Source organism: Microbispora sitophila, from assembly GCF_014892245.1.
Lineage (GTDB): Bacteria > Actinomycetota > Actinomycetes > Streptosporangiales > Streptosporangiaceae > Microbispora > Microbispora siamensis.
Map to the genome: position 1 here is coordinate 99,523 of NZ_JADBGC010000027.1, position 17,348 is coordinate 116,870.

Here is a 17,348-nt window from a genome sequence, read left to right on the forward strand (position 1 = left end):
AAATGGATTCTCCAGCCGAGTCACGATTGAATAACGAGCATGACCGTTGCCGATGAACGCAGTGACCCGGAGCCCGGCGAGGGCGCGACGGAGCAGGAGGAGGACGAGGCCCGGCTGGACGCCCTGCGGGAGGCGCTGGCCGAGGTCCGGCGCGTGATCGTCGGGCAGGAGCACATGGTCGAGCGGCTGCTGGTGGCGCTGCTCGCCCGGGGACACTGCCTGCTCGAAGGCGTCCCGGGAGTCGCCAAGACGCTCGCGGCCTCGACGCTGGCCACCGTCGTGGGCGGCACGTTCGCCCGCATCCAGTTCACCCCCGACCTGGTGCCCAGCGACATCGTCGGCACCCGCGTCTACCATCCCAGCACCGAGCGGTTCGACGTCGAGCTCGGGCCGGTGTTCGTCAACTTCCTGCTCGCCGACGAGATCAACCGCGCTCCGGCGAAGGTGCAGTCGGCCCTGCTGGAGGTGATGGCCGAACGGCAGGTGACGCTCGCGGGGCGCACCCATTCGCTGCCCCGGCCGTTCATCGTGCTGGCCACGCAGAACCCGATCGAGTCGGAGGGCGTCTACCCGCTGCCCGAGGTGCAGCGCGACCGGTTCCTGTTCAAGGTGCGCGTGTCCCACCCGAGCGCGCACGAGGAGCTGGAGATCCTGCAGCGGATGAGCGTGCGCCCGCCCGTGCCCCGGCCGGTGCTCGACCCGGCCACGCTGGTGCGGCTGCAGGACATGGCCGAGGAGGTCTCGGTCCACCAGCTCGTGGCCGACTACGTCGTACGGCTGGTCATGGCCACGCGCACCCCTGCCGACTACGGCCTGGCCGACCTGCAGGACACGATCGAGATCGGGGTGAGCCCCCGGGCGACGCTGGGCCTGATCGCCGCCGGGCGGGCCCTGGCCCTGCTGCGCGGGCGCGACTACCTGCTGCCCGACGACGTCCGCGACGTGGCGGTCGACGTCATGTCGCACCGGCTGATGCTCACCTTCGACGCGCTGGCCGACGAGGTGGACCCCGACGACGTCGTACGCCGGGTCCTGCAGGCGGTGCCGCCGCCGCTCGTCGTGTGGAATCAGGGCATGCGGTGAGCGGGGCGAACCCCGACCAGGCGCTGCGGCGGCTGGAGCTGACGGTGGTGCGGCGTTTGGACGGGCTGCTGCAGGGCCGCCACCAGGGGCTGATCCCCGGGCCCGGCAGCGACCACGGCGACACCCGCGTGTACGTGCCCGGCGAGGACGACGTGCGCCGCATGGACTGGGCGGTGACGGCGCGCACGACGGTCCCGCATGTGCGCGACCTGATCGCCGACCGGGAGCTGGAGACCTGGGCGGTGGCCGACCTGTCGGCCAGCATGGAGTTCGGCACGGCCGACATGTCGAAACGCGATCTGGTCGTCAGCGCCGTCGGGGCGATCGGGATCCTGGCCAGCCGGGTGGGCGACCGGTTCGGCGCCTACATCCTGTACGGCGACGACGTGCACCGCTATCCGGCCAAGCCCGGCCGGCCCCGGCTGTACGCTCTGCTGCACTCGCTGCTCAGCGCGCCGCCCGCGCAGGGCGCGGTGGACCTCGGGGAGGCTTTGGAGATGATGGCGACGGCGCACCGCAAGCGCGGGCTGCGGGTGGTCGTCTCCGACTTCCTCGACTCGCCCGACTCCTGGGAGCCGCCGCTGCGCCGCCTGGCCGCGCGGCACCAGGTGCTCGCCGTCGAGGTCATCGATCCCCGCGAGCTGGAGCTGCCCGACGTCGGGTTCGTCACCCTCGCCGACCCCGAGACCGGGCGCTCGCGCGGCGTCCACCTGTCGCGCACGCTCAGGGAGCGGTACGCCGAGGCGGCGGCCGAGCAGCGGTGGGCGACCCGGACGGCGCTGCGCCGGGCCGGGGCGGCCCACCTCGTGCTGCGCACCGACCGCGACTGGGTGTTCGACATCGCCGAGTTCGTGCTGCGCCAGCGGCGGGCCTCCCACCTGCTGCGCCGGGCCGCGAACAGGAAGGCGGGCGCATGACCTTCCTCGCCCCCGGCTGGCTCTGGCTGTTCGTCCTGGTCGCCGCGCTGGTCGCGGCGTACGTCGCGGCGCAGTTCGCGCGCCGCCGCTACACGGTGCGCTTCACGAACCTCGCGCTGCTGTCGCTGGTGGCGCCCGAGCGGCCCACCTGGCGGCGGCACGTGCCGGCCGTGCTGTTCCTCGTCATGATGAGCCTGCTGGTCCTCGGCGCGGCCCGGCCGGCGGGCGAGGTGAGGGTGCCCCGCGACCGCGCCACCATCATGGTCGCCGTGGACGTGTCGCTGTCGATGGAGTCGGCCGACGTGCCGCCCAGCCGGCTCGTCGCGGCCAAGCAGGCCGCCCAGCAGTTCGTGAGAGACCTTCCCGAGCGGTTCAACGTCGGAGTGGTCGCCTTCGCCAGATCGGCCGCCGTCTTGATCTCCCCCACCACGGACCACGCCGCCGTGAACACCGCGATCTCCAGCCTGACCACCCGGCCCGGCACTGCGATCGGCGAGGCCGTGTTCAACTCGCTCGACTCGATCAGGTCGTTCGACCAGCGGGCGGTCACCGATCCGCCCCCGTCCGCCATCGTGCTGCTGTCGGACGGCGACAACACCTCCGGACGGTCGGTCAACGAGGCCATCGAGGCGTCGGTCAGCGCCAAGGTGCCGGTGTCCACGATCGCGTACGGCACGCCCGAGGGCACGGTGACGATCGACAACCGGGCGGTGCAGGTGCCGGTCAACAAGACCACTCTGAAGTCGCTGTCGGACGGCACCGGAGGCCGGGCGTACACGGCGGAGTCGGGCAGCGAACTGCGCGACGTGTACGCGCAGATCGGCACCTCGCTCGGCTACAAGGTCGTGCACCAGGAGATCACCCAGCGGTTCCTCGTGGCGGCGATCGTCGCGGGCCTGCTGGCCGCCGCCGCGGCGATGCTGCTGGGCGCCCGCCTCCCCTGACCCCGTCACCCGGCGCGTTCAGCCGACGGCGCCTCGCGGGGCAGCTCGCGGGCCTTCCGCACCACCGCGCGACGAGGGGGCCGGGCGAAGGCCAGCCCGGCCGCCAGGCACGCCACGGGCACGACGGGAAGCACGTAGCGGTGGTCGAAGTCGAGCACGGCCACTGGCGCGACCAGCAGCGTCACGGCGACCGCCCACGGCAGCGCGGCCGTCCGCCGCGGTCGCCGCAGCGCGCCCGCCAAACCCAGCAGCAGAATGGCGGCCAGCAGCGGCCCGCGCAGGTGGGCCGGGTACTGGTAGGCGATGAGCAGGTCGGCGTACGGCCGGACCGAGCGCATACCGGTGAGATCCGGGTCGTACTCCCGTCTGACCTGATCGGCGAGCGGCTGATCGGCGGGCAGCGGCCAGGTGCCGAGGGCGAAGCCGAACGCGGGGACGGCGCGCGCCGGGTGGGCGACGGGGGTCCAGGCGAACGCCAGCGCGGTGTCCTTCACAACATCGCGCAGGTAGTCCACCGGCTGGGCGGCGATGGCGCGCAGCGCGAAGGCACGTGCCCGGTCGCTGAGCGCGACGTGTCCGCCGGGCAGCCGGTTGAGTGAGGAGTCCTTCGCCTACACGTACTCCCCCGCGGCGTCGAGGACTGTCCCGTTCGGGCACAGTGGCGCGAGGTCCGGCGGAGGCTGGATGACGGTGCAGTCCGCGAAGGTCATCGTGCGGGCCCACAACACCACGCCGTCGGTGCCGCTGACGCCGAACCGGCCGTGGACCCCGCCGTACCACGCCGCGTACGCGGCGACCGGCAGCACCCCGGACAGGGCGAGCGCGGCCAGCCGGCGCCAGGGGACGCGGCGGACGGCGAGCCCCAGCAGGACGAGCAGGATCAGCGGCAGCGCGATCGTCCGGGTGAGGGCGGCGCCCGCGAGCAGCAGGCCGGCGGTCACGGCGGCACGCGCGGACGGCACCGGCCGGCGGACCAGCAGGGCCGTGGCGGCGACGACCAGCAGGATGAACAGCGTGTCGGACACCACCGCGTGCTCCAAGCGGAGGAACGACGCGTCGAACAGCACCGGCGCCGAGGCGGTCACGGCGGCCCAGCCGGGCAGTCCCCTGCCGCGCAGCGCCGCGTAGACGACGACGCCGGTCGCCAGTCCCATCGTGTGCTGCAGGGCGACGACCACCTCGACGCTGTGGAAGTGCAGCAGGGCGCGCAGCAGCAGGGGGTATCCGATCGGATGGAACCCCTGCTCCGGCCGCAGGTGGACGGCGTTGTGCAGGTAGGCGAACGAGTCGTACCAGTACATCCGGGCGGGCGGATAACCGAGCATGGTGACCACCCTGAGCGCGGCCGCGGCGGTGAGCACGATCGTGAAGACCCGGTGGCGCCTGATCCCCGCGAGCGCCGGGAGCAGGGCACGGGCGTATGCGGGCATGGCGAATCCGATCGTCTAGTGGGGGTGGCCACGAACTTTGGCCGGGTTGGTCACTGCCCCGGAAGGAACCTCCGGTCCTCCCTGGCCGGGTTGGTCACTGCGCCGGAAGGAATCTCCGGTCCTCGCGAAGCCCGCTCCGCTGGGCCTTCGCTCCGGTCCTCGCTCCCTTCCGCTCCGCTCCCCCGACTCCGGGTGAACTTTGTGGAGGGCACTAGGGAGAATCCGGGCAGACCGCGCCCGGCGACCGACCTGGAGGGCCGTGGGGCGTGCCGATCAGCGCCGACGGCGCGATCCACTGTGACCGGTGCGGGCGGCGTCCGCGCTCGCCCGCCCGGCGCGGCCCGCGCCGTCCCACCGGGCCGCGTGGCCACTGTCAGTGGCCGTGCTCAGCGGCCGTGCTCAGCGGTTCCGGGGGCAGAAGGCGTCCCTGGGGCGCGGCCGGGGGTTCGGGGTGGGGCCGACCAGCACGAGCGCCTGTCCGTCGGCGACCATGACCCCTTCGTAGACATACCAGGAGGCCGGGGCGGACGGCCTGGTGCTCTTGGTGACGTAGGAGGTGAACTCCGCTCGCACGCCGCGCTCCCGCAGCAGGGGCAGGACCTGGGCGACGGTCTTGTTGACGTAGTCCACGCAGTGGAAGGGCTGGCCCTCCATGTCGAAGGCCTCCAGGATTCCGTAGCGTTCCCCCGCCCGTGCGGCGCGGCCGAGGAACACGGTCGCGTGCCCGCGGAAACCAACCGGGATACGGAAGCCGATCGCGCAGCCGCCGAAGCGCGTGCACTCACCCGGCGCCTTGATCGCGGTGATGGCACTGTTGTCCCGCGTGCCGTCGAAGCCGATCACCTGTCCGGCCCAGGCGGACGAGACCGGCACGAGCCGCACGTCCACGTCCAGGCCGCGGTCGCGCAGTTCGCGCTGGTACGACGCGGGAGCGGCGAACAGGTCCCGCACCATGACGACGTAGTGGTCGCCCTCCCGCCTGATGTCGAGCGCCGCGGCGGCGGGCGCGGGGCCGAGGCCGGCCGCGCCGGGCACGAGCCAGCCCACGGCCAGCAGGACGGCGGTGAGCGAGACGATCAGCGGCGCCAGGCGGGGGCGGCGCAGGACGCGGCGGGCGGCGCCGGTGACCGCCTCCGGCACACGGAGACGGCGGGTCGCCGGAACCGGGCCGGAGACGATCTCCTCCAGCAGGTCCAGGGCGGCCGGTGTCATCCCCGGACCCGGGTCCGGGGCGATCCCGGCGACGAGCCGGTGCAGGTCATCGCGGTCGTAGCTCATCACGCCTCCCCTCCTGCAAGCGCCGGCATCCGCGCGCCATACCTGGCCACGTCCACCCCCGCGCAGCTCAACTCCTTGGCGAGGCGCTTGCGGGCCCGGTGCAGCCGGAGGCGGGCGGCTCCGCGTGAGCAGCCCAGCACCGTGGCGATCTCCGCCGATCCCAGCCCCTCCCAGCTCACCAGCGCCAGCACCTCGCGGTCGTCGGGGCCGAGACGCCGGAACGCCGCACGTACCGCGTCGAGATCCTCGTGATCCGGCGTCCGATCGTGCTCGTCCCATTGGCCGAGTTCGGCGCCGAGACGCTCCACGAGCGCGCTCCTGCGGGTCTCGGCCCTGCGGCCGTTCGCCAGCACCCGCCGGGCCACGCCGTACAGCCATAATCGGGCCGACGGGCCGGCCGGCACGTCGCCGATGCGCCGCCACGCCGTGGCGAAGGTCTCTGCGAGAGCGTCGGCGGCGTCCTCGGGGGACGCGGTGCGGCGCCGCACGTATCCGAGGAGATCCGCGTAATGCGCCAGATAGATCTCCTCGAAACGACGCCTCAGGTCCGAGCGGGCCACCGATACTCCCCCTTCACGGCTTTCTCCGTCATCTCGTACGTGTCCGGAAGGCCGGAAGTGTTTCAGCCTTTCCCGATTCCCGCAGGCGTGGAGATCAGCGGTCCGCGGCGTTGGTACGTTTGGGCACGTGGCCCATTACTTCGAGGAGAGCCCCCAGGCGGCCAGCCGGCCCGGCTCGGTCACCCTGGTCCTCCCGGATCTGCACCTGCGGCTGGAGACCGACCGCGGGGTGTTCTCCCCCGAACGGATCGACCCGGGGACGCGGGTGCTGCTGGAGACCGTGCCCCCGCCCCCCGCCGAGGGCGACCTGCTCGACCTCGGATGCGGTTACGGGCCCATCGCGCTGACGATGGCGTCGCGGGCGCCGGGGGCCACGGTGTGGGCCGTCGACGTCAACCGCCGCTCGGTCGAGCTGTGCGAGCGGAACGCCAAGAGCGCCGGCCTTGACAAAGTAAGGTCCGTTCATGTCGACGAGATGCCCGAGGACGTCAGGTTCCGGGCCATCTGGTCGAACCCGGCCATCCGGATCGGCAAGGCCGCACTCCACGAGATGCTCACCCGGTGGCTCGACCGGCTCACCCCCGACGGCAGCGCGTACCTGGTCGTGCAGAAGCACCTTGGCTCCGACTCCCTGCAGCGCTGGCTGAGCGAGCAGGGCCGGCCCACCTCACGGCTGGCCTCCCGGTCCGCCTACCGCGTACTGCGGGTCGACGCCCGTCCCGCCGAGATCCAGGAGCGAGAGAGCAAGGAGCGATGAGCACTCCGAACCCGCGCAGGCAGCTCAAGCCGACCGACGTCAAGCGGCTCAACCGCACCTGGCGCCGCAACACCGAGGGCCGTCTCGCGCTGATCCTCGAATCGGTGACCGGCCCCTTCAACATCGGATCGATCTTCCGTACGGCCGCCGCCTTCGGCGTTGAGACGGTCTGGCTGGCCGGCAACGCCACCCCGCCCACCAACCCCAAGGCGCAGAAGACCGCGCTCGGCACCGACCGGCTGGTCGAGTGGCACGAGCCGGTCCCGGTCGCCGAGGCCGTACGCGCCGCCAGGGAGGAGGGCTTCCGGGTGATCGCCGTCGAACTGACCGGCGACGCCGTTCCCCTGCACGAGGCCAAGCTCGACGGCGACGTCTGCCTGGTGCTCGGCAGCGAGGACCACGGCTGCTCCCCCGCCTGCCTGGAGGCGGCCGACTCGGTGGCCTACATCCCCCAGGTCGGCAGGGTCGGATCGGTCAACGTGGCGGTCGCCGCGGCCATCGCGATGGCGGAGGCCAGGCGGCAGGAGTGGGCGTCGTCCGCCGGGTAGCCGCCCTCCTCCTCAAACGGCCACCGGCCCGACCGGGACCGCCTACGGTGTGCGGCGCGACGCGCCGACGCGCTACATCCGGCCCGAAGATGACAAGGGACTCTTGTGACGCAAATGTTCACCTTGGCGCGCTGACTGTATGGCCGGAACCCGGCATACTCCTTTCGTGCACCGCCGTTTCGCGTTCCTCGACCATCCCGGACCACTCGCCTTCGCTCACCGAGGCGGGGCGGCGGAGGCCCGCGAGAACACCATGGCCGCTTTCTCCCGGGCGGTCGAGCTCGGCTACACCTACCTGGAGACCGACGCTCACGCGACCGCCGACGGCGTCCTGCTCGCGTTCCACGACCACACACTCGACCGGGTCACCGACCGCACCGGCCGCATCTCGCGGCTTCCCTACCGCGAGGTGCGCAGGGCCAGGATCGGCGGGCGGCACGAGATCCCGCTGATGGAGGATCTGCTCGGCGCCTGGCCGGACGTGCGGTTCAACATCGACGTCAAGGAGAGCGCCGCGATCGTGCCGCTGGCGCGGGCGATCCGCCGCACCCGCGCCTACGACCGGGTGTGCCTGACCTCGTTCTCCGACGCCCGGCTGGCCCGCGCCCGGCGCGCGATCGACCGGGAGGTCTGCTTCTCGCTCGGCCCGCGCGGCCTGGCCGCCCTGCGTACGGCCGCGATGGGCGGCGGGTACGGAAGGCTGCTGTCCGGGCTGGCTCGGGCGGGGGTGCCGTGCGCGCAGGCGCCCATCGGGTTCCGCGGCCTTCGGGTGACCACCCGCGCCCTCGTGCGCACCGCGCACGCGATCGGGATGCAGGTGCACGTGTGGACGGTGAACGACCCGGTGACGATGGCCCACCTGCTCGATCTCGGCGTCGACGGGATCATGACGGACAACATCAGCGGCCTGCGCGACGTGCTCAAGTCGCGCGGGCAGTGGCATCCCCGCCCGGCCGAGCCGTGACCCCGCACCACCCCGCCCGGCCCGGACCGCCCCGCCGCACCCGCTGAGCCTCTGCCCGCCGAACTCCACCCCCTTCGAAGCCCGGCCCCCGTTGGAGCCCCCGGCGACGCTCCACCCCCGCGAGGAGAGACCATGACCGCTCCCCAGGTCGTCCACGAGGAGATCCCCGGCGCGCGGCGGCGCGAGCAACGCGGCTGGTACTGGTACGACTGGGCGGACTCGGCGTTCCAGACGACGGTCCTGACCGTCTTCCTCGGGCCGTACCTGACGTCGATCGCCACGACCGCGGCGGGCGGCGAGGACGGCTTCGTGTCGTTCCTCGGCCTGGACCTGCGGCCGAAGGCGTACTTCACGGCCCTGGTGACGATCTCGGTGCTGCTGCAGATCGTGATCATGCCGATCGTCGGCGCCCTGGCCGACCATACCGGCCGCAAGAAGCAGATCCTGGGGGTCTTCGCCTACCTGGGCGCGGCGGCCACGCTCGGCTTCTACCTCGTCTCCGGCGGCGGCTACCTGCTCGGCGGCCTGCTGTTCCTGGTCGCCAACGTGACGTTCGGCTCGGCGCGCGTGGTCTACGACTCCTTCCTGCCGCAGATCTCGGGCGCGGAGGAACGCGACGCGATCTCCAGCAGGGGCTGGGGCTTCGGCTACCTGGGCGGGGGCCTGCTGCTCGCGCTCAACCTGGTGCTCTACCTGTCCGGCGCGGTCGAGGAGGGCCTGGCGGTCCGGGTGAGCCTGGCGTCGGCGGGCCTGTGGTGGGGCGCGTTCACCCTGATCCCGATGCTGCGCCTGCGCAACCGGCGGGTGCCGGTCCACGAGGCGACCGCGGTCCGGGCCGTGGCCGGCAGCGTCCGCCAGCTCGGCCGGACCCTCGCCGACCTGCGGCGTTATCCCCGCACGCTGCTGTTCCTCGCGGCCTACCTGGTCTACAACGACGGCGTCCAGACGGTGATCGGGTTCTCCGCGACGTACGCCGACCAGGAGCTGGGGCTGAGCCAGACGCACCAGATCGGGGCGATCCTCATGGTGCAGTTCATCGCCGTCGGCGGCGCGCTCGGGCTCGCGCGGATCGCGGCCAGGATCGGGACCAAACGCACGGTCCTGGCCAGCCTGGTCGTGTGGACCGCGGTGGTGGGCGTGGCCTACTTCCTGCAGAAGGGCGCGGCGGTCCAGTTCTACGCGATCGCCTTCGCCATCGCGATCGTCATGGGCGGCACGCAGGCGCTGTCGCGCTCGCTGTACTCCCTGGTGATCCCGCCCGGCCGGGAGGCGGAGTACTTCAGCCTCTACCAGATCAGCGACAAGGGCTCGGCGTTCCTGGGGTCGCTGGTGCTCACGCTGGCGCTCCAGCTCACCGACAGCTATCGCACCGCGATCGTCTCGCTGATCGTGTTCTTCGTCGTCGGGTTCGTGCTGCTCACCGTCGTCAACCTGCCCAGGGCCATCCGCGAGGCGGGGAACGAGGTGCCCGAGCACATCTGAGCGCCGCATGGTCGCCGGCCACATCTGAGACCAGTGGGACGGAAAAAGCGCGATTGGATCAGGTCTCGGCTGGGAATCCACACACGGTATCAGGCGTTGTACGCGGTGGCGAACGAACCCCTCGAAGGCGGGGACCTCAGGAGGCTTAAAGACATGGGCGAGCGTGCACTTCGCGGTACCCGGCTCGGCGCGACCAGCTACGAGAACGACCGCAACACCGATCTGGCCCCGCGCCAGGAGGTGACCTACACGTGCCCCAAGGGCCATCTCACCACCGTCCCGCTCGCCGTCGAGGCCGAGATTCCCACGACCTGGGAGTGCCGTCACTGCGGCAGCCCGGCGCTGCGGGTGGACGCGGAGCAGCCCCAGCAGAAGAAGGCGAAGCCCCCGCGGACCCACTGGGACATGCTGCTGGAGCGTCGTTCGATCGAGGACCTCGAAGAGGTGCTGAACGAGCGCCTCGCCATTCTGCGCGAGCAGCGGCGCAAGAGCGCGTAGGACGCCGATCACGCCCCCGGCGGCCTGGATCCCTCCAGGCCGCCGGGGGCGTTCGCGTGTCCGGCGCGGCGAGCGGGTCGTTCGATCCGACCGCTCAGCCGGTCGGCGCAGGCGCGCGGACGACGACCATGGGGCACGTCGCGTAGTGGAGCATCGCCTGGCTCACCGATCCGAGGACCAGGCCGCTGAACCCGCCGTGGCCCTGGGAGCCGATGACGAGCAGGTCGGCGTTCGCCGACGCCTGCCGCAGCACGTCCACCGGGTGGCCCCGGACGACCTCCTCGACGACCTTGACGTCGGGGTAGAGCTCGCGGCGCCCGGCGAGAACCTCCCTGACCATGCGCACTTCGACCTTCTCGTCGTCGAAGTCGTCGGGGAGCGGCGCGAAGCCGCCGCCCGCCTCCAGCGCGCTGTAGGCGTGCACCGCCCGCAGGCCCGTCCCGCGCAGCGCCGCCTCCGCGAAGGCGAAGTCGAGCACCTTGGCGCAGGCGGGCGATCCGTCGATGCCCACCACGATCTCCGGGCGCGGCGCGGAGGGCACCTCCCGCACGACGACCACGTCGCACGGGGCGTGACCCGCCACGCCGTACGCGACCGAGCCGAGCAGCAGACCGCGGAAGCCGCCGAGCCCGTGGTTGCCGAGCACCAGGAGATCGGCGTCCATGGCCGCCTCGACGAGCGCCGGGCGCGGGTCGCCGGCGAGGATCGCGGTGTCGACCGGCACCCGGGGCGCCTCCGCGCGAACCCGCTCGGTGGCGGCGCCGAGCACGGCGGCGGCGCCGTCGCGCATCCACGCGGCGACGCTGGTGTACGGCCCCTGCGGCACGGTCGAGCACGCCCAGGCGGGGATGGCGTTGGCGATCCGGAGCGGGACGCCGCGCAGGTCGGCCTCCCGGGCCGCCCAGCAGGCGGCCTCCATGCCGGCGTGCGAGCCGTCGACACCCACCACGATCATGACGCCCTCCCCTCGGCCGGTCCCTCCATCAGACCGTTCCCTCGGCGGGGTGTGCGAGCGCCGCCGAAGGTCCCGCCGGGACGGGACCTCCGGCCCCCACAGCCGCTACGACACCCACTCCTACAACAGGGCGTGCTCCGGGGAGGCGTCGCGGGCCGTGAGGTGGTGGCGCAGGCGCTCGCCCTCGACGTCGAGGTCGGGCAGCGCCCGGTCCAGGGCGCGGGGCAGCCACCAGGCGGCGCGGCCGAGCATGGACATCACGGCGGGGACGAGGGTCATGCGGACCACGAAGGCGTCGACGAGCACGCCGACGGCCAGCGCGAAGCCCATCGACTTGATGATCGGGTCGTTCATGAACACGAACCCGCCGAACACGGCCGTCATGATCAGCGCCGCGGCGGTGACGACCCGCGCGTTGTGCCCCATGCCGTTGATCGTCGCCTGGCGGGGAGTGTCGCCGTGCACGTGGTCCTCGCGCATCCGCGAGACCAGGAACACCTCGTAGTCCATGGCCAGGCCGAACAGGATGCCGATGAGCAGGATCGGCAGGAAGCTCACCAGCGGGCCCGGCACGTCCACGCCCAGCAGACCGGCCAGGTGACCCTCCTGGAAGATCGCAACGGTGATTCCGAAGGTCGAGCCGACGGTGAGCAGGAAGCCCAGCGCCGCCTTGACCGGGACCAGGATCGAGCGGAAGACGAGCATGAGCAGCAGCACCGACAGGCCGACCACCAGCAGCAGGTACACCGGCATGGCGTCGGCGAGCTTGTCGGAGACGTCGATGCCCACGGCCGTGGCGCCGGTGACGGCGATCTCGGCGCCGCCGATCGCGGCGACCTTGGCGCGGATGGCGTGGACGGCGTCCTCGGTGGCCGCGGCGGTGGGCCCGGCCTTGGGGATGATGGTCAGCAGCGCGGTGGTGCCCGCGGCGTTGGGCTGCGGCGGTGCCACGGCCAGCACGCCGGGGGTCTGCTGGATCATCCGGGCGGCCTCACCGGCGGCGGCGGTCGTGGCCGCGCGATCGGCGGCGGAGACCACGGCGATCAGGCGGGCGTTGAAACCTTCGCCGAATCCCTCGCTGGTCAGGTCGTAGGCCTCGCGCGCCGGGGTGCCCGGGGCGGCGGTGCCGGCGTCGGGCAGGGCCAGCCGCAGGTCCTGGGCCGGCAGCGTGAGCGCGCCGAGGCCGAGGACCCCGGCCAGCAGGATCGGCACGCGCAGCCGGGTGACCACCCGCCCCCAGGTGTAACCGAAACCCCGTCCGCCCGCGCTCGCGTTCTCACCGGTGCGCTGCTTGCGGGGCAGCACCCGGGCTCCGGCGTACGACAGGAAGGCGGGCAGCAGCGTGAGGGCGACCAGCACGGCGACGGCCACGGTGCCGGCGGCGGCCAGGCCCATCACGCTCAGGAACGGGATGCCGACCACCGACAGACCGGCGAGCGCGATGACCACGGTGGCACCGGCGAACACGACCGCGGATCCGGCGGTGCCGACCGCCCGGCCCGCGGCCTCCTCCGGCGCCACGCCCTCGGCCAGGAACTGGCGGTAGCGGGAGGTGATGAACAACGAGTAGTCGATGCCCACGGCCAGGCCCAGCATCAGCGCGAGCACCGGCGTGACGGAGGTCAGTTCGACGACGCCGCTGAGCGCGAACAGGCCGCCCATGCCGGCCCCCACGCCGATCAGGGCGTTCAGCAGGGTCATGCCGGCGGCCACCAGCGAGCCGAAGGTGACGATCAGCACCACCGCGGCGATCACGACGCCGATCCCTTCCGACCCGCCCACTTCCGGCGCGGCGTTCAGGACCTCGCCGCCGTGCTCGACCCGCAGCCCGGCCACCGAGGAGCCGGCCTTCAGGTACGCCGCGCGCTGGGCGTCGGTCACGTCCTTGAGCCCGCGGTCGAACTGCACCTGGACCAGGGCGTAGCGGCCGTCGGCGGAGACCGCGCCGGACCGGAACGGATCCATGGCGGCGACGACGCCGGGCACGGCGGCGGCCTCCTCGACCACGGGCGCGACCGCGGCGGCGTCCAGCTTCCGGCCCTGCGGAGCGGCGACGACGATGGTGCCGGTGGCACCGCTGGCCTGCGGGAACTCCTTGGCCAGGGCGTCCAGCGCCCGCTGCGACTCGGTGCCGGGCATGGCGAACTTGTCGCCGGTCGGGCCGTGGAAGGCGGCGGCGGCCAGGCCCAGGACCACGAGCAGCAGCAGCCACACGGCGGCCACGCGCCCGCGCCTGCGGAAGGAGAACCGGCCCAGCCGGTACAGCAGGGTTGCCAAAGCAGATCTCTTTCTTCGGGAGGTCAGTCGGTCCGCAGACCGAGCGTGCGCAACGCACCGCGGGTCAGCTCCGCGCGCAGCGTCTCCTCGGGGAGCGCGAGCTCGCCGGCGCTGGTCAGGATGATCCCCAGCATCGCCATCCAGGCCCAGACCCGGGCCTGGGGGGCGGCCGAGCGGCCGGACAGGGCGTCCGTCAGCCGTCCGGTGATGCCGTCCACGTCCGGCAGTTCCGGCCGGCAGATCAGCGCGTCGACGTCCTGCAGGAGGATCTTCACCTGCAGCCGGAAGCGCAGGGACAGGTCGACGAGCCCGGCGACGGCGGCACGGGCGGCCTCCTCGCCGTCGAGCCCGGCGAGCCGCCCTTCCAGCTCGGCGAACTCCGGCCCGACGGGCGCCAGCAGCTCGGTCAAGATCGCGTCCTTGTTCGTGAAGTGGTAGAGCAAGGACGCCTTGGAGCAGCCCGCGTCCGTGGCGATGTCCTGCAGGGAGGTGCCGCGGAAGCCGTGGGCGGCGAACAGCCGCACGGCCGAGTCCAGGATGTCCGCGCGCATGGTGGTTGCGGAACGTGCCATGGGGACACCCTAGCTGACCGATCGGCCAGCATTTGACCGATCGGCCAGCGACAGGGGTTCGAGTGACCGGGTTCACACGGAGAGGGCGAGGCCGGAATCTACCCGGCGAGCCGGTCCCGGCGGAGAACCAGTTTCGTGGTCTTCGCCGTGTACACGCTGGGGGCGTCGTCCCAATCCGCGAGCAGGGTGGTGACACGTTCGGCGGGAAAGCCGGTGCGGTGGACGAAGTCCAGAAGTTCCGGGAGGGTGGCGCGGGCGTGGGAGACGCCGACCCTGAGGGTGACGTCGGTCGCGTACATGCGCATCAGCGGGAGGCGCGTACCGGTCGCCAGGTAGTAGCCGACCGCCGTGCAGATCCCGCCGGGAGCCGTCGCGGTGAGCGCGCGGCGCAGGCCGGGGCGCGCGAGGTGACTTCGACGACGACGTCGTAGACGCCGCCGACGCTTCCGTTCAACGGCCCGGCTTCGGCTCCGAGGGATTCGGCGATCTGTCTCCGCTGTGGGTCGTCGTCGAGGTAGTGGACCGTCGCGGCGCCGTGCGCGGCCGCCAGTCCGGCGGCGTACAGGCCGATGCTCTTGGCGCCGCCGCCGAGGACGAGCACGGTTCCGCCTTCTCGACGGGCGAGCGGGGGGACGACGGTTCTCCAGGCATCGGCGAGGTTGTCACCGGCCGCGGCGACGCGGATCGGCGGAACGCCGTCCGGCACGGGGACGAGCATGTGGTCGGCGTGGGGAACGCGGATCCTGTCGGCGACCATGCCGCCCCAGGGGCCGCTGGCGGGGCCGAAGCCGTAAGCGGCGAGGGTGCCGCCGGCGGCGGCGCATTTGGAGGTGAGCCCGGCCAGGCAGCGGGGGCAGGCGCCGCAGGAGACCGCCCAGGGGACGATCACGTCCTGGCCGACCCGGATCCGCCGCACGCCGGACCCGACAGCGACGACTTCGGCGACGCATTCATGGCCGATCGGGAACGGCCCCCGAAAAGGGACTTTCCCGCAGATGGAACCCACGATCGGTCGACGAGGCCGAGCGCCATCCCGGCTTGGAGCGCTCGCGAGACCGGCCGGTGGATCGGGAGGGTGTCGCCGTCGCAGCGGCCGGCGAGGAACGGCCGGACGACCGCGTCACCCGGCTCGACCGGCCGCGGCGCCGCGCGTTCACGCCAGGCCAGGCGGCGACTGCGCAGGAAGACCAGCTCGCGCATGGTGTCCCCGGCCTTGTCGCGGGTCATCGCGGGCCGTCGCAGGCTGCGGTGAGCTGGATCATCGGGATGCCTCCTGGCCGATCGGCCACGGACGGCCGCGCGGTTATGACGGCCGTTATAACCGCATCTCACCATAGGATATGACGATCGTCATAATCATTCGGGGGTGCCGGATGCCGCAACGGGAGCCGCGGTCGCGAGAGCGGATCATCATCGGCGCCGCCGACCTGATCCGGCGACGCGGACTGGCCGGGAGCACGGTCCGGGACCTGGCCGCGCACTCCGGCGCGCCGCTCGGCTCCACCTATCACTACTTCCCCCGGGGCAAGCAGCAACTGGCCGCCGAGGCGGTCCGGTTCGCCGGTGACCTGGTCACCCGGGTCCTGCAGCGCGAACTCGAGGCCGGTCCCGCGGCCGGGCTGCGCGCGTTCCTGGCGCTGTGGCGGCAGACGGTCGTCGACAGCGACTTCACGGCGGGCTGCCCCGTCCTGGCGGTCGCGGTCGAGGAGCCGCCCGGCGACGGCGATCCCGAAGCGGTCGCCGCCGCCGCCGAGGTCTTCACCGCCTGGGAGGACCTTCTGTCCGCATCGCTGCGGGAACACGGCGCCGCCTCCGCGGAGGCGGCGCGGCTGGCCACCCTGATCGTCGCGGCGGTGGAGGGCGCCATCGCGATAAGCCGCGCCAAACGTGACATCCGGCCGCTGGACGACATCGCCGCCCAGTTGGAGATCCTCCTCAGCGCGACCGTCACGAGGTGACCCGGAACGGCGACGGCACTGTGCGCGAGGACGCGGGCGATCAGGCCTGGGTCGGGCCCGAGAGAAATGCGAAGGCCCGGCCGGGGAAGGCCGGGCCTCGGCGGGCGGCCGTGCCCGAGATCCAGGCCGCAGATCACAGGGCGCGGATCACAGGGCGCGGATCACAGGTCGAGCAGGTCCGCCGACACCTGCCAGAGCAGGGTGGCCGCCTCCGGGTCGAGCGCGTACGCCGCGACCCCCCGGCCCGCGCCCGGCTCGACGATCTCCGCCTCCTGGTTGTCCTCGAAGTAGCGTCCGCTGACGCCCTCGACCAGCGGCGAAGCGGCGAGCAGCACGGAGGTGGCCGCACCCTGCTCGGTGTTCTTCCACGTCACGCCGGTCGAGTTGCCCAGCGCGCGGCGGCGCTCGATGTAGTCCGGCTCCAGGTGCCGCTGCAGGCCGGTGGGGATGCCGCCGGGCATGAGCGCGTTGATCGCGATGCCGTCACCGGCCCACCGCCTGGCGGCCTCGACCGCGAACAGCACGTTGGCCGTCTTCGACTGCCCGTACGCCAGCCACGGGTCGTACGGGCGCTCCCGGAAGTGGATGTCGTCGAAGACGACCGGCGAGCGCAGGTGGGCGCTGGAGCTGACCGACACGACGCGGGCGCCGCCGGCCGCCGCGAGCGCCGGGTGCAGGCCCGCGGCCAGCGCGAAGTGCCCGAGGTGGTTGGTGGCGAACTGCAGTTCCCAGCCCTCGGGCGTCCGTGTCTCCGGGCACGCCATCACCCCGGCGTTGTTGACCAGGATGTGCAGCGGGCCCTCCCACGCGGCGGTGAACGCGGCGACGGAGGCCGGGTCGGCGAGGTCCAGCGGCGCGACGAGGACGGCCGCGCCTGCGGTGGTGGCGGCGATGTCCTGCGCGGTCCGCTTGCCCGCGCCGAGGTCGCGGACCGCGATCGTCACCTCCGCGCCCGCCCCGGCCAGCGCCCGGGCGGTCTCGACGCCGATCCCCGACGCCCCGCCGGTCACGATCGCCCGCCGCCCGCGCAGGTCGACCCCCTCCAGGACCTCGGCGGCTGTGGACTGCCCGGTGAACGGCGTGGTGACGCGGGTGGTCTGAGTCATGTTCGTCGTCATGTTCATC

The 17,348-nt window shown here is 72.8% G+C and carries 20 protein-coding genes; 9 read left to right on the top strand and 11 right to left on the bottom strand.

Annotated features, from left to right (window positions below; translation table 11 throughout):
- The first annotated feature begins 39 nt into the window (after window positions 1-39).
- From IL992_RS37090 to IL992_RS37100, 3 genes are read left to right on the top strand one after another with little or no spacing between them, the layout of a single operon-like run.
- A complete protein-coding gene (locus tag IL992_RS37090; RefSeq protein WP_193207977.1) occupies window positions 40-1,083 on the top strand; it encodes an AAA family ATPase in 1,044 nt (347 codons plus the stop codon).
- A complete protein-coding gene (locus IL992_RS37095; protein WP_193207978.1) occupies window positions 1,080-2,000 on the top strand; it encodes a DUF58 domain-containing protein in 921 nt (306 codons plus the stop codon). Before IL992_RS37090 ends, IL992_RS37095 begins: the two co-directional genes overlap by 4 nt.
- The gene (locus tag IL992_RS37100; RefSeq protein WP_193207979.1) at window positions 1,997-2,944 is read left to right on the top strand and encodes a VWA domain-containing protein; all 948 of its coding nucleotides are present in this window, start codon (window positions 1,997-1,999) and stop codon (window positions 2,942-2,944) included. Before IL992_RS37095 ends, IL992_RS37100 begins: the two co-directional genes overlap by 4 nt.
- Before the next feature lie 5 nt (window positions 2,945-2,949).
- Here the strand turns inward: IL992_RS37100 and IL992_RS37105 are convergent, their stop codons facing one another.
- From IL992_RS37105 to IL992_RS37120, 4 genes are all read right to left on the bottom strand, one after another.
- A complete protein-coding gene (locus IL992_RS37105; RefSeq protein WP_193207980.1) occupies window positions 2,950-3,459 on the bottom strand; it encodes a hypothetical protein in 510 nt (169 codons plus the stop codon).
- A 96-nt stretch (window positions 3,460-3,555) separates the two neighbouring features.
- Window positions 3,556-4,374 carry a hypothetical protein gene (locus IL992_RS37110; protein ID WP_193207981.1) on the bottom strand — a complete coding sequence of 273 codons (819 nt, stop codon included), beginning with the start codon at window positions 4,372-4,374 and terminating at the stop codon, window positions 3,556-3,558.
- A gap of 399 nt (window positions 4,375-4,773) precedes the next feature.
- Window positions 4,774-5,652 carry a hypothetical protein gene (locus tag IL992_RS37115; RefSeq protein WP_193207982.1) on the bottom strand — a complete coding sequence of 293 codons (879 nt, stop codon included), beginning with the start codon at window positions 5,650-5,652 and terminating at the stop codon, window positions 4,774-4,776.
- A complete protein-coding gene (locus IL992_RS37120; RefSeq protein ID WP_193207983.1) occupies window positions 5,652-6,212 on the bottom strand; it encodes an RNA polymerase sigma factor in 561 nt (186 codons plus the stop codon). Before IL992_RS37120 ends, IL992_RS37115 begins: the two co-directional genes overlap by 1 nt.
- Window positions 6,213-6,339: 127 nt before the next feature.
- Here IL992_RS37120 and IL992_RS37125 point away from each other — a divergent pair, with 127 nt between their 5' ends.
- The 5 genes from IL992_RS37125 (at window position 6,340) to IL992_RS37145 (ending at window position 10,461) form a co-directional block, all read left to right on the top strand.
- Window positions 6,340-6,969: a class I SAM-dependent methyltransferase gene (locus tag IL992_RS37125; RefSeq protein ID WP_193207984.1), complete on the top strand. Its 630-nt coding sequence runs from the start codon at window positions 6,340-6,342 to the stop codon at window positions 6,967-6,969.
- Window positions 6,966-7,517: a TrmH family RNA methyltransferase gene (locus IL992_RS37130; protein WP_193207985.1), complete on the top strand. Its 552-nt coding sequence runs from the start codon at window positions 6,966-6,968 to the stop codon at window positions 7,515-7,517. The genes IL992_RS37125 and IL992_RS37130 overlap by 4 nt, the downstream gene beginning before the upstream one ends.
- 166 nt (window positions 7,518-7,683) lie before the next feature.
- Complete coding sequence (locus IL992_RS37135) at window positions 7,684-8,481, top strand: glycerophosphodiester phosphodiesterase (RefSeq protein WP_239108794.1); 798 nt, start codon at window positions 7,684-7,686, stop codon at window positions 8,479-8,481.
- Window positions 8,482-8,613: 132 nt separating this feature from the next.
- Window positions 8,614-9,963 (top strand): MFS transporter, encoded by a 1,350-nt coding sequence (locus IL992_RS37140; protein WP_193207987.1) that lies wholly within the window; start codon window positions 8,614-8,616, stop codon window positions 9,961-9,963.
- A gap of 153 nt (window positions 9,964-10,116) precedes the next feature.
- The gene (locus IL992_RS37145) at window positions 10,117-10,461 is read left to right on the top strand and encodes an RNA polymerase-binding protein RbpA (protein WP_079316970.1); all 345 of its coding nucleotides are present in this window, start codon (window positions 10,117-10,119) and stop codon (window positions 10,459-10,461) included.
- 94 nt (window positions 10,462-10,555) lie between these two features.
- Here the strand turns inward: IL992_RS37145 and IL992_RS37150 are convergent, their stop codons facing one another.
- The 6 genes from IL992_RS37150 to IL992_RS48695 all read right to left on the bottom strand — a co-directional run bounded on the left by IL992_RS37150 (window position 10,556) and on the right by IL992_RS48695 (window position 15,492).
- Window positions 10,556-11,416 carry a universal stress protein gene (locus tag IL992_RS37150; protein WP_193207988.1) on the bottom strand — a complete coding sequence of 287 codons (861 nt, stop codon included), beginning with the start codon at window positions 11,414-11,416 and terminating at the stop codon, window positions 10,556-10,558.
- A gap of 120 nt (window positions 11,417-11,536) precedes the next feature.
- Window positions 11,537-13,693: an MMPL family transporter gene (locus tag IL992_RS37155; RefSeq protein WP_193207989.1), complete on the bottom strand. Its 2,157-nt coding sequence runs from the start codon at window positions 13,691-13,693 to the stop codon at window positions 11,537-11,539.
- A gap of 23 nt (window positions 13,694-13,716) precedes the next feature.
- Entirely contained in the window at window positions 13,717-14,265 is a 549-nt protein-coding gene (locus tag IL992_RS37160; protein WP_193207990.1) for a TetR/AcrR family transcriptional regulator, read from the bottom strand.
- 98 nt (window positions 14,266-14,363) lie between these two features.
- Entirely contained in the window at window positions 14,364-14,570 is a 207-nt protein-coding gene (locus tag IL992_RS46990; RefSeq protein ID WP_226874477.1) for a hypothetical protein, read from the bottom strand.
- Complete coding sequence (locus tag IL992_RS37165; protein WP_319019077.1) at window positions 14,570-15,262, bottom strand: alcohol dehydrogenase catalytic domain-containing protein; 693 nt, start codon at window positions 15,260-15,262, stop codon at window positions 14,570-14,572. Before IL992_RS37165 ends, IL992_RS46990 begins: the two co-directional genes overlap by 1 nt.
- Window positions 15,151-15,492, bottom strand: a complete 342-nt coding sequence (locus IL992_RS48695; RefSeq protein WP_319019078.1) for a hypothetical protein — start codon at window positions 15,490-15,492, stop codon at window positions 15,151-15,153. The genes IL992_RS37165 and IL992_RS48695 overlap by 112 nt, the downstream gene beginning before the upstream one ends.
- A gap of 146 nt (window positions 15,493-15,638) precedes the next feature.
- Here IL992_RS48695 and IL992_RS37170 point away from each other — a divergent pair, with 146 nt between their 5' ends.
- Entirely contained in the window at window positions 15,639-16,223 is a 585-nt protein-coding gene (locus IL992_RS37170; protein WP_193207991.1) for a TetR/AcrR family transcriptional regulator, read from the top strand.
- Window positions 16,224-16,384: 161 nt separating this feature from the next.
- Here IL992_RS37170 and IL992_RS37175 read toward each other — a convergent pair whose 3' ends face one another.
- On the bottom strand, window positions 16,385-17,341 hold the full coding sequence (locus tag IL992_RS37175; RefSeq protein WP_226874479.1) for an SDR family NAD(P)-dependent oxidoreductase: 957 nt from the start codon (window positions 17,339-17,341) through the stop codon (window positions 16,385-16,387).
- Between the last annotated feature and the right edge of the window lie 7 nt (window positions 17,342-17,348).

Bases quoted from the DNA above. Each gene is read 5' to 3' on its own strand.
- IL992_RS37090 (WP_193207977.1), top strand. From the start codon at position 40: ATGACCGTTGCCGATGAACGCAGTGACCCGGAGCCCGGCGAGGGCGCG.
- IL992_RS37100 (WP_193207979.1), top strand. From the start codon at position 1,997: ATGACCTTCCTCGCCCCCGGCTGGCTCTGGCTGTTCGTCCTGGTCGCC.
- IL992_RS37110 (WP_193207981.1), bottom strand. From the start codon at position 4,374: ATGCCCGCATACGCCCGTGCCCTGCTCCCGGCGCTCGCGGGGATCAGG.
- IL992_RS37115 (WP_193207982.1), bottom strand. From the start codon at position 5,652: ATGAGCTACGACCGCGATGACCTGCACCGGCTCGTCGCCGGGATCGCC.
- IL992_RS37130 (WP_193207985.1), top strand. From the start codon at position 6,966: ATGAGCACTCCGAACCCGCGCAGGCAGCTCAAGCCGACCGACGTCAAG.
- IL992_RS37140 (WP_193207987.1), top strand. From the start codon at position 8,614: ATGACCGCTCCCCAGGTCGTCCACGAGGAGATCCCCGGCGCGCGGCGG.
- IL992_RS37145 (WP_079316970.1), top strand. From the start codon at position 10,117: ATGGGCGAGCGTGCACTTCGCGGTACCCGGCTCGGCGCGACCAGCTAC.
- IL992_RS37150 (WP_193207988.1), bottom strand. From the start codon at position 11,416: ATGATCGTGGTGGGTGTCGACGGCTCGCACGCCGGCATGGAGGCCGCC.
- IL992_RS37160 (WP_193207990.1), bottom strand. From the start codon at position 14,265: ATGGCACGTTCCGCAACCACCATGCGCGCGGACATCCTGGACTCGGCC.
- IL992_RS46990 (WP_226874477.1), bottom strand. From the start codon at position 14,570: ATGCGCATGTACGCGACCGACGTCACCCTCAGGGTCGGCGTCTCCCAC.
- IL992_RS48695 (WP_319019078.1), bottom strand. From the start codon at position 15,492: ATGACCCGCGACAAGGCCGGGGACACCATGCGCGAGCTGGTCTTCCTG.
- IL992_RS37170 (WP_193207991.1), top strand. From the start codon at position 15,639: ATGCCGCAACGGGAGCCGCGGTCGCGAGAGCGGATCATCATCGGCGCC.
- IL992_RS37175 (WP_226874479.1), bottom strand. From the start codon at position 17,341: ATGACGACGAACATGACTCAGACCACCCGCGTCACCACGCCGTTCACC.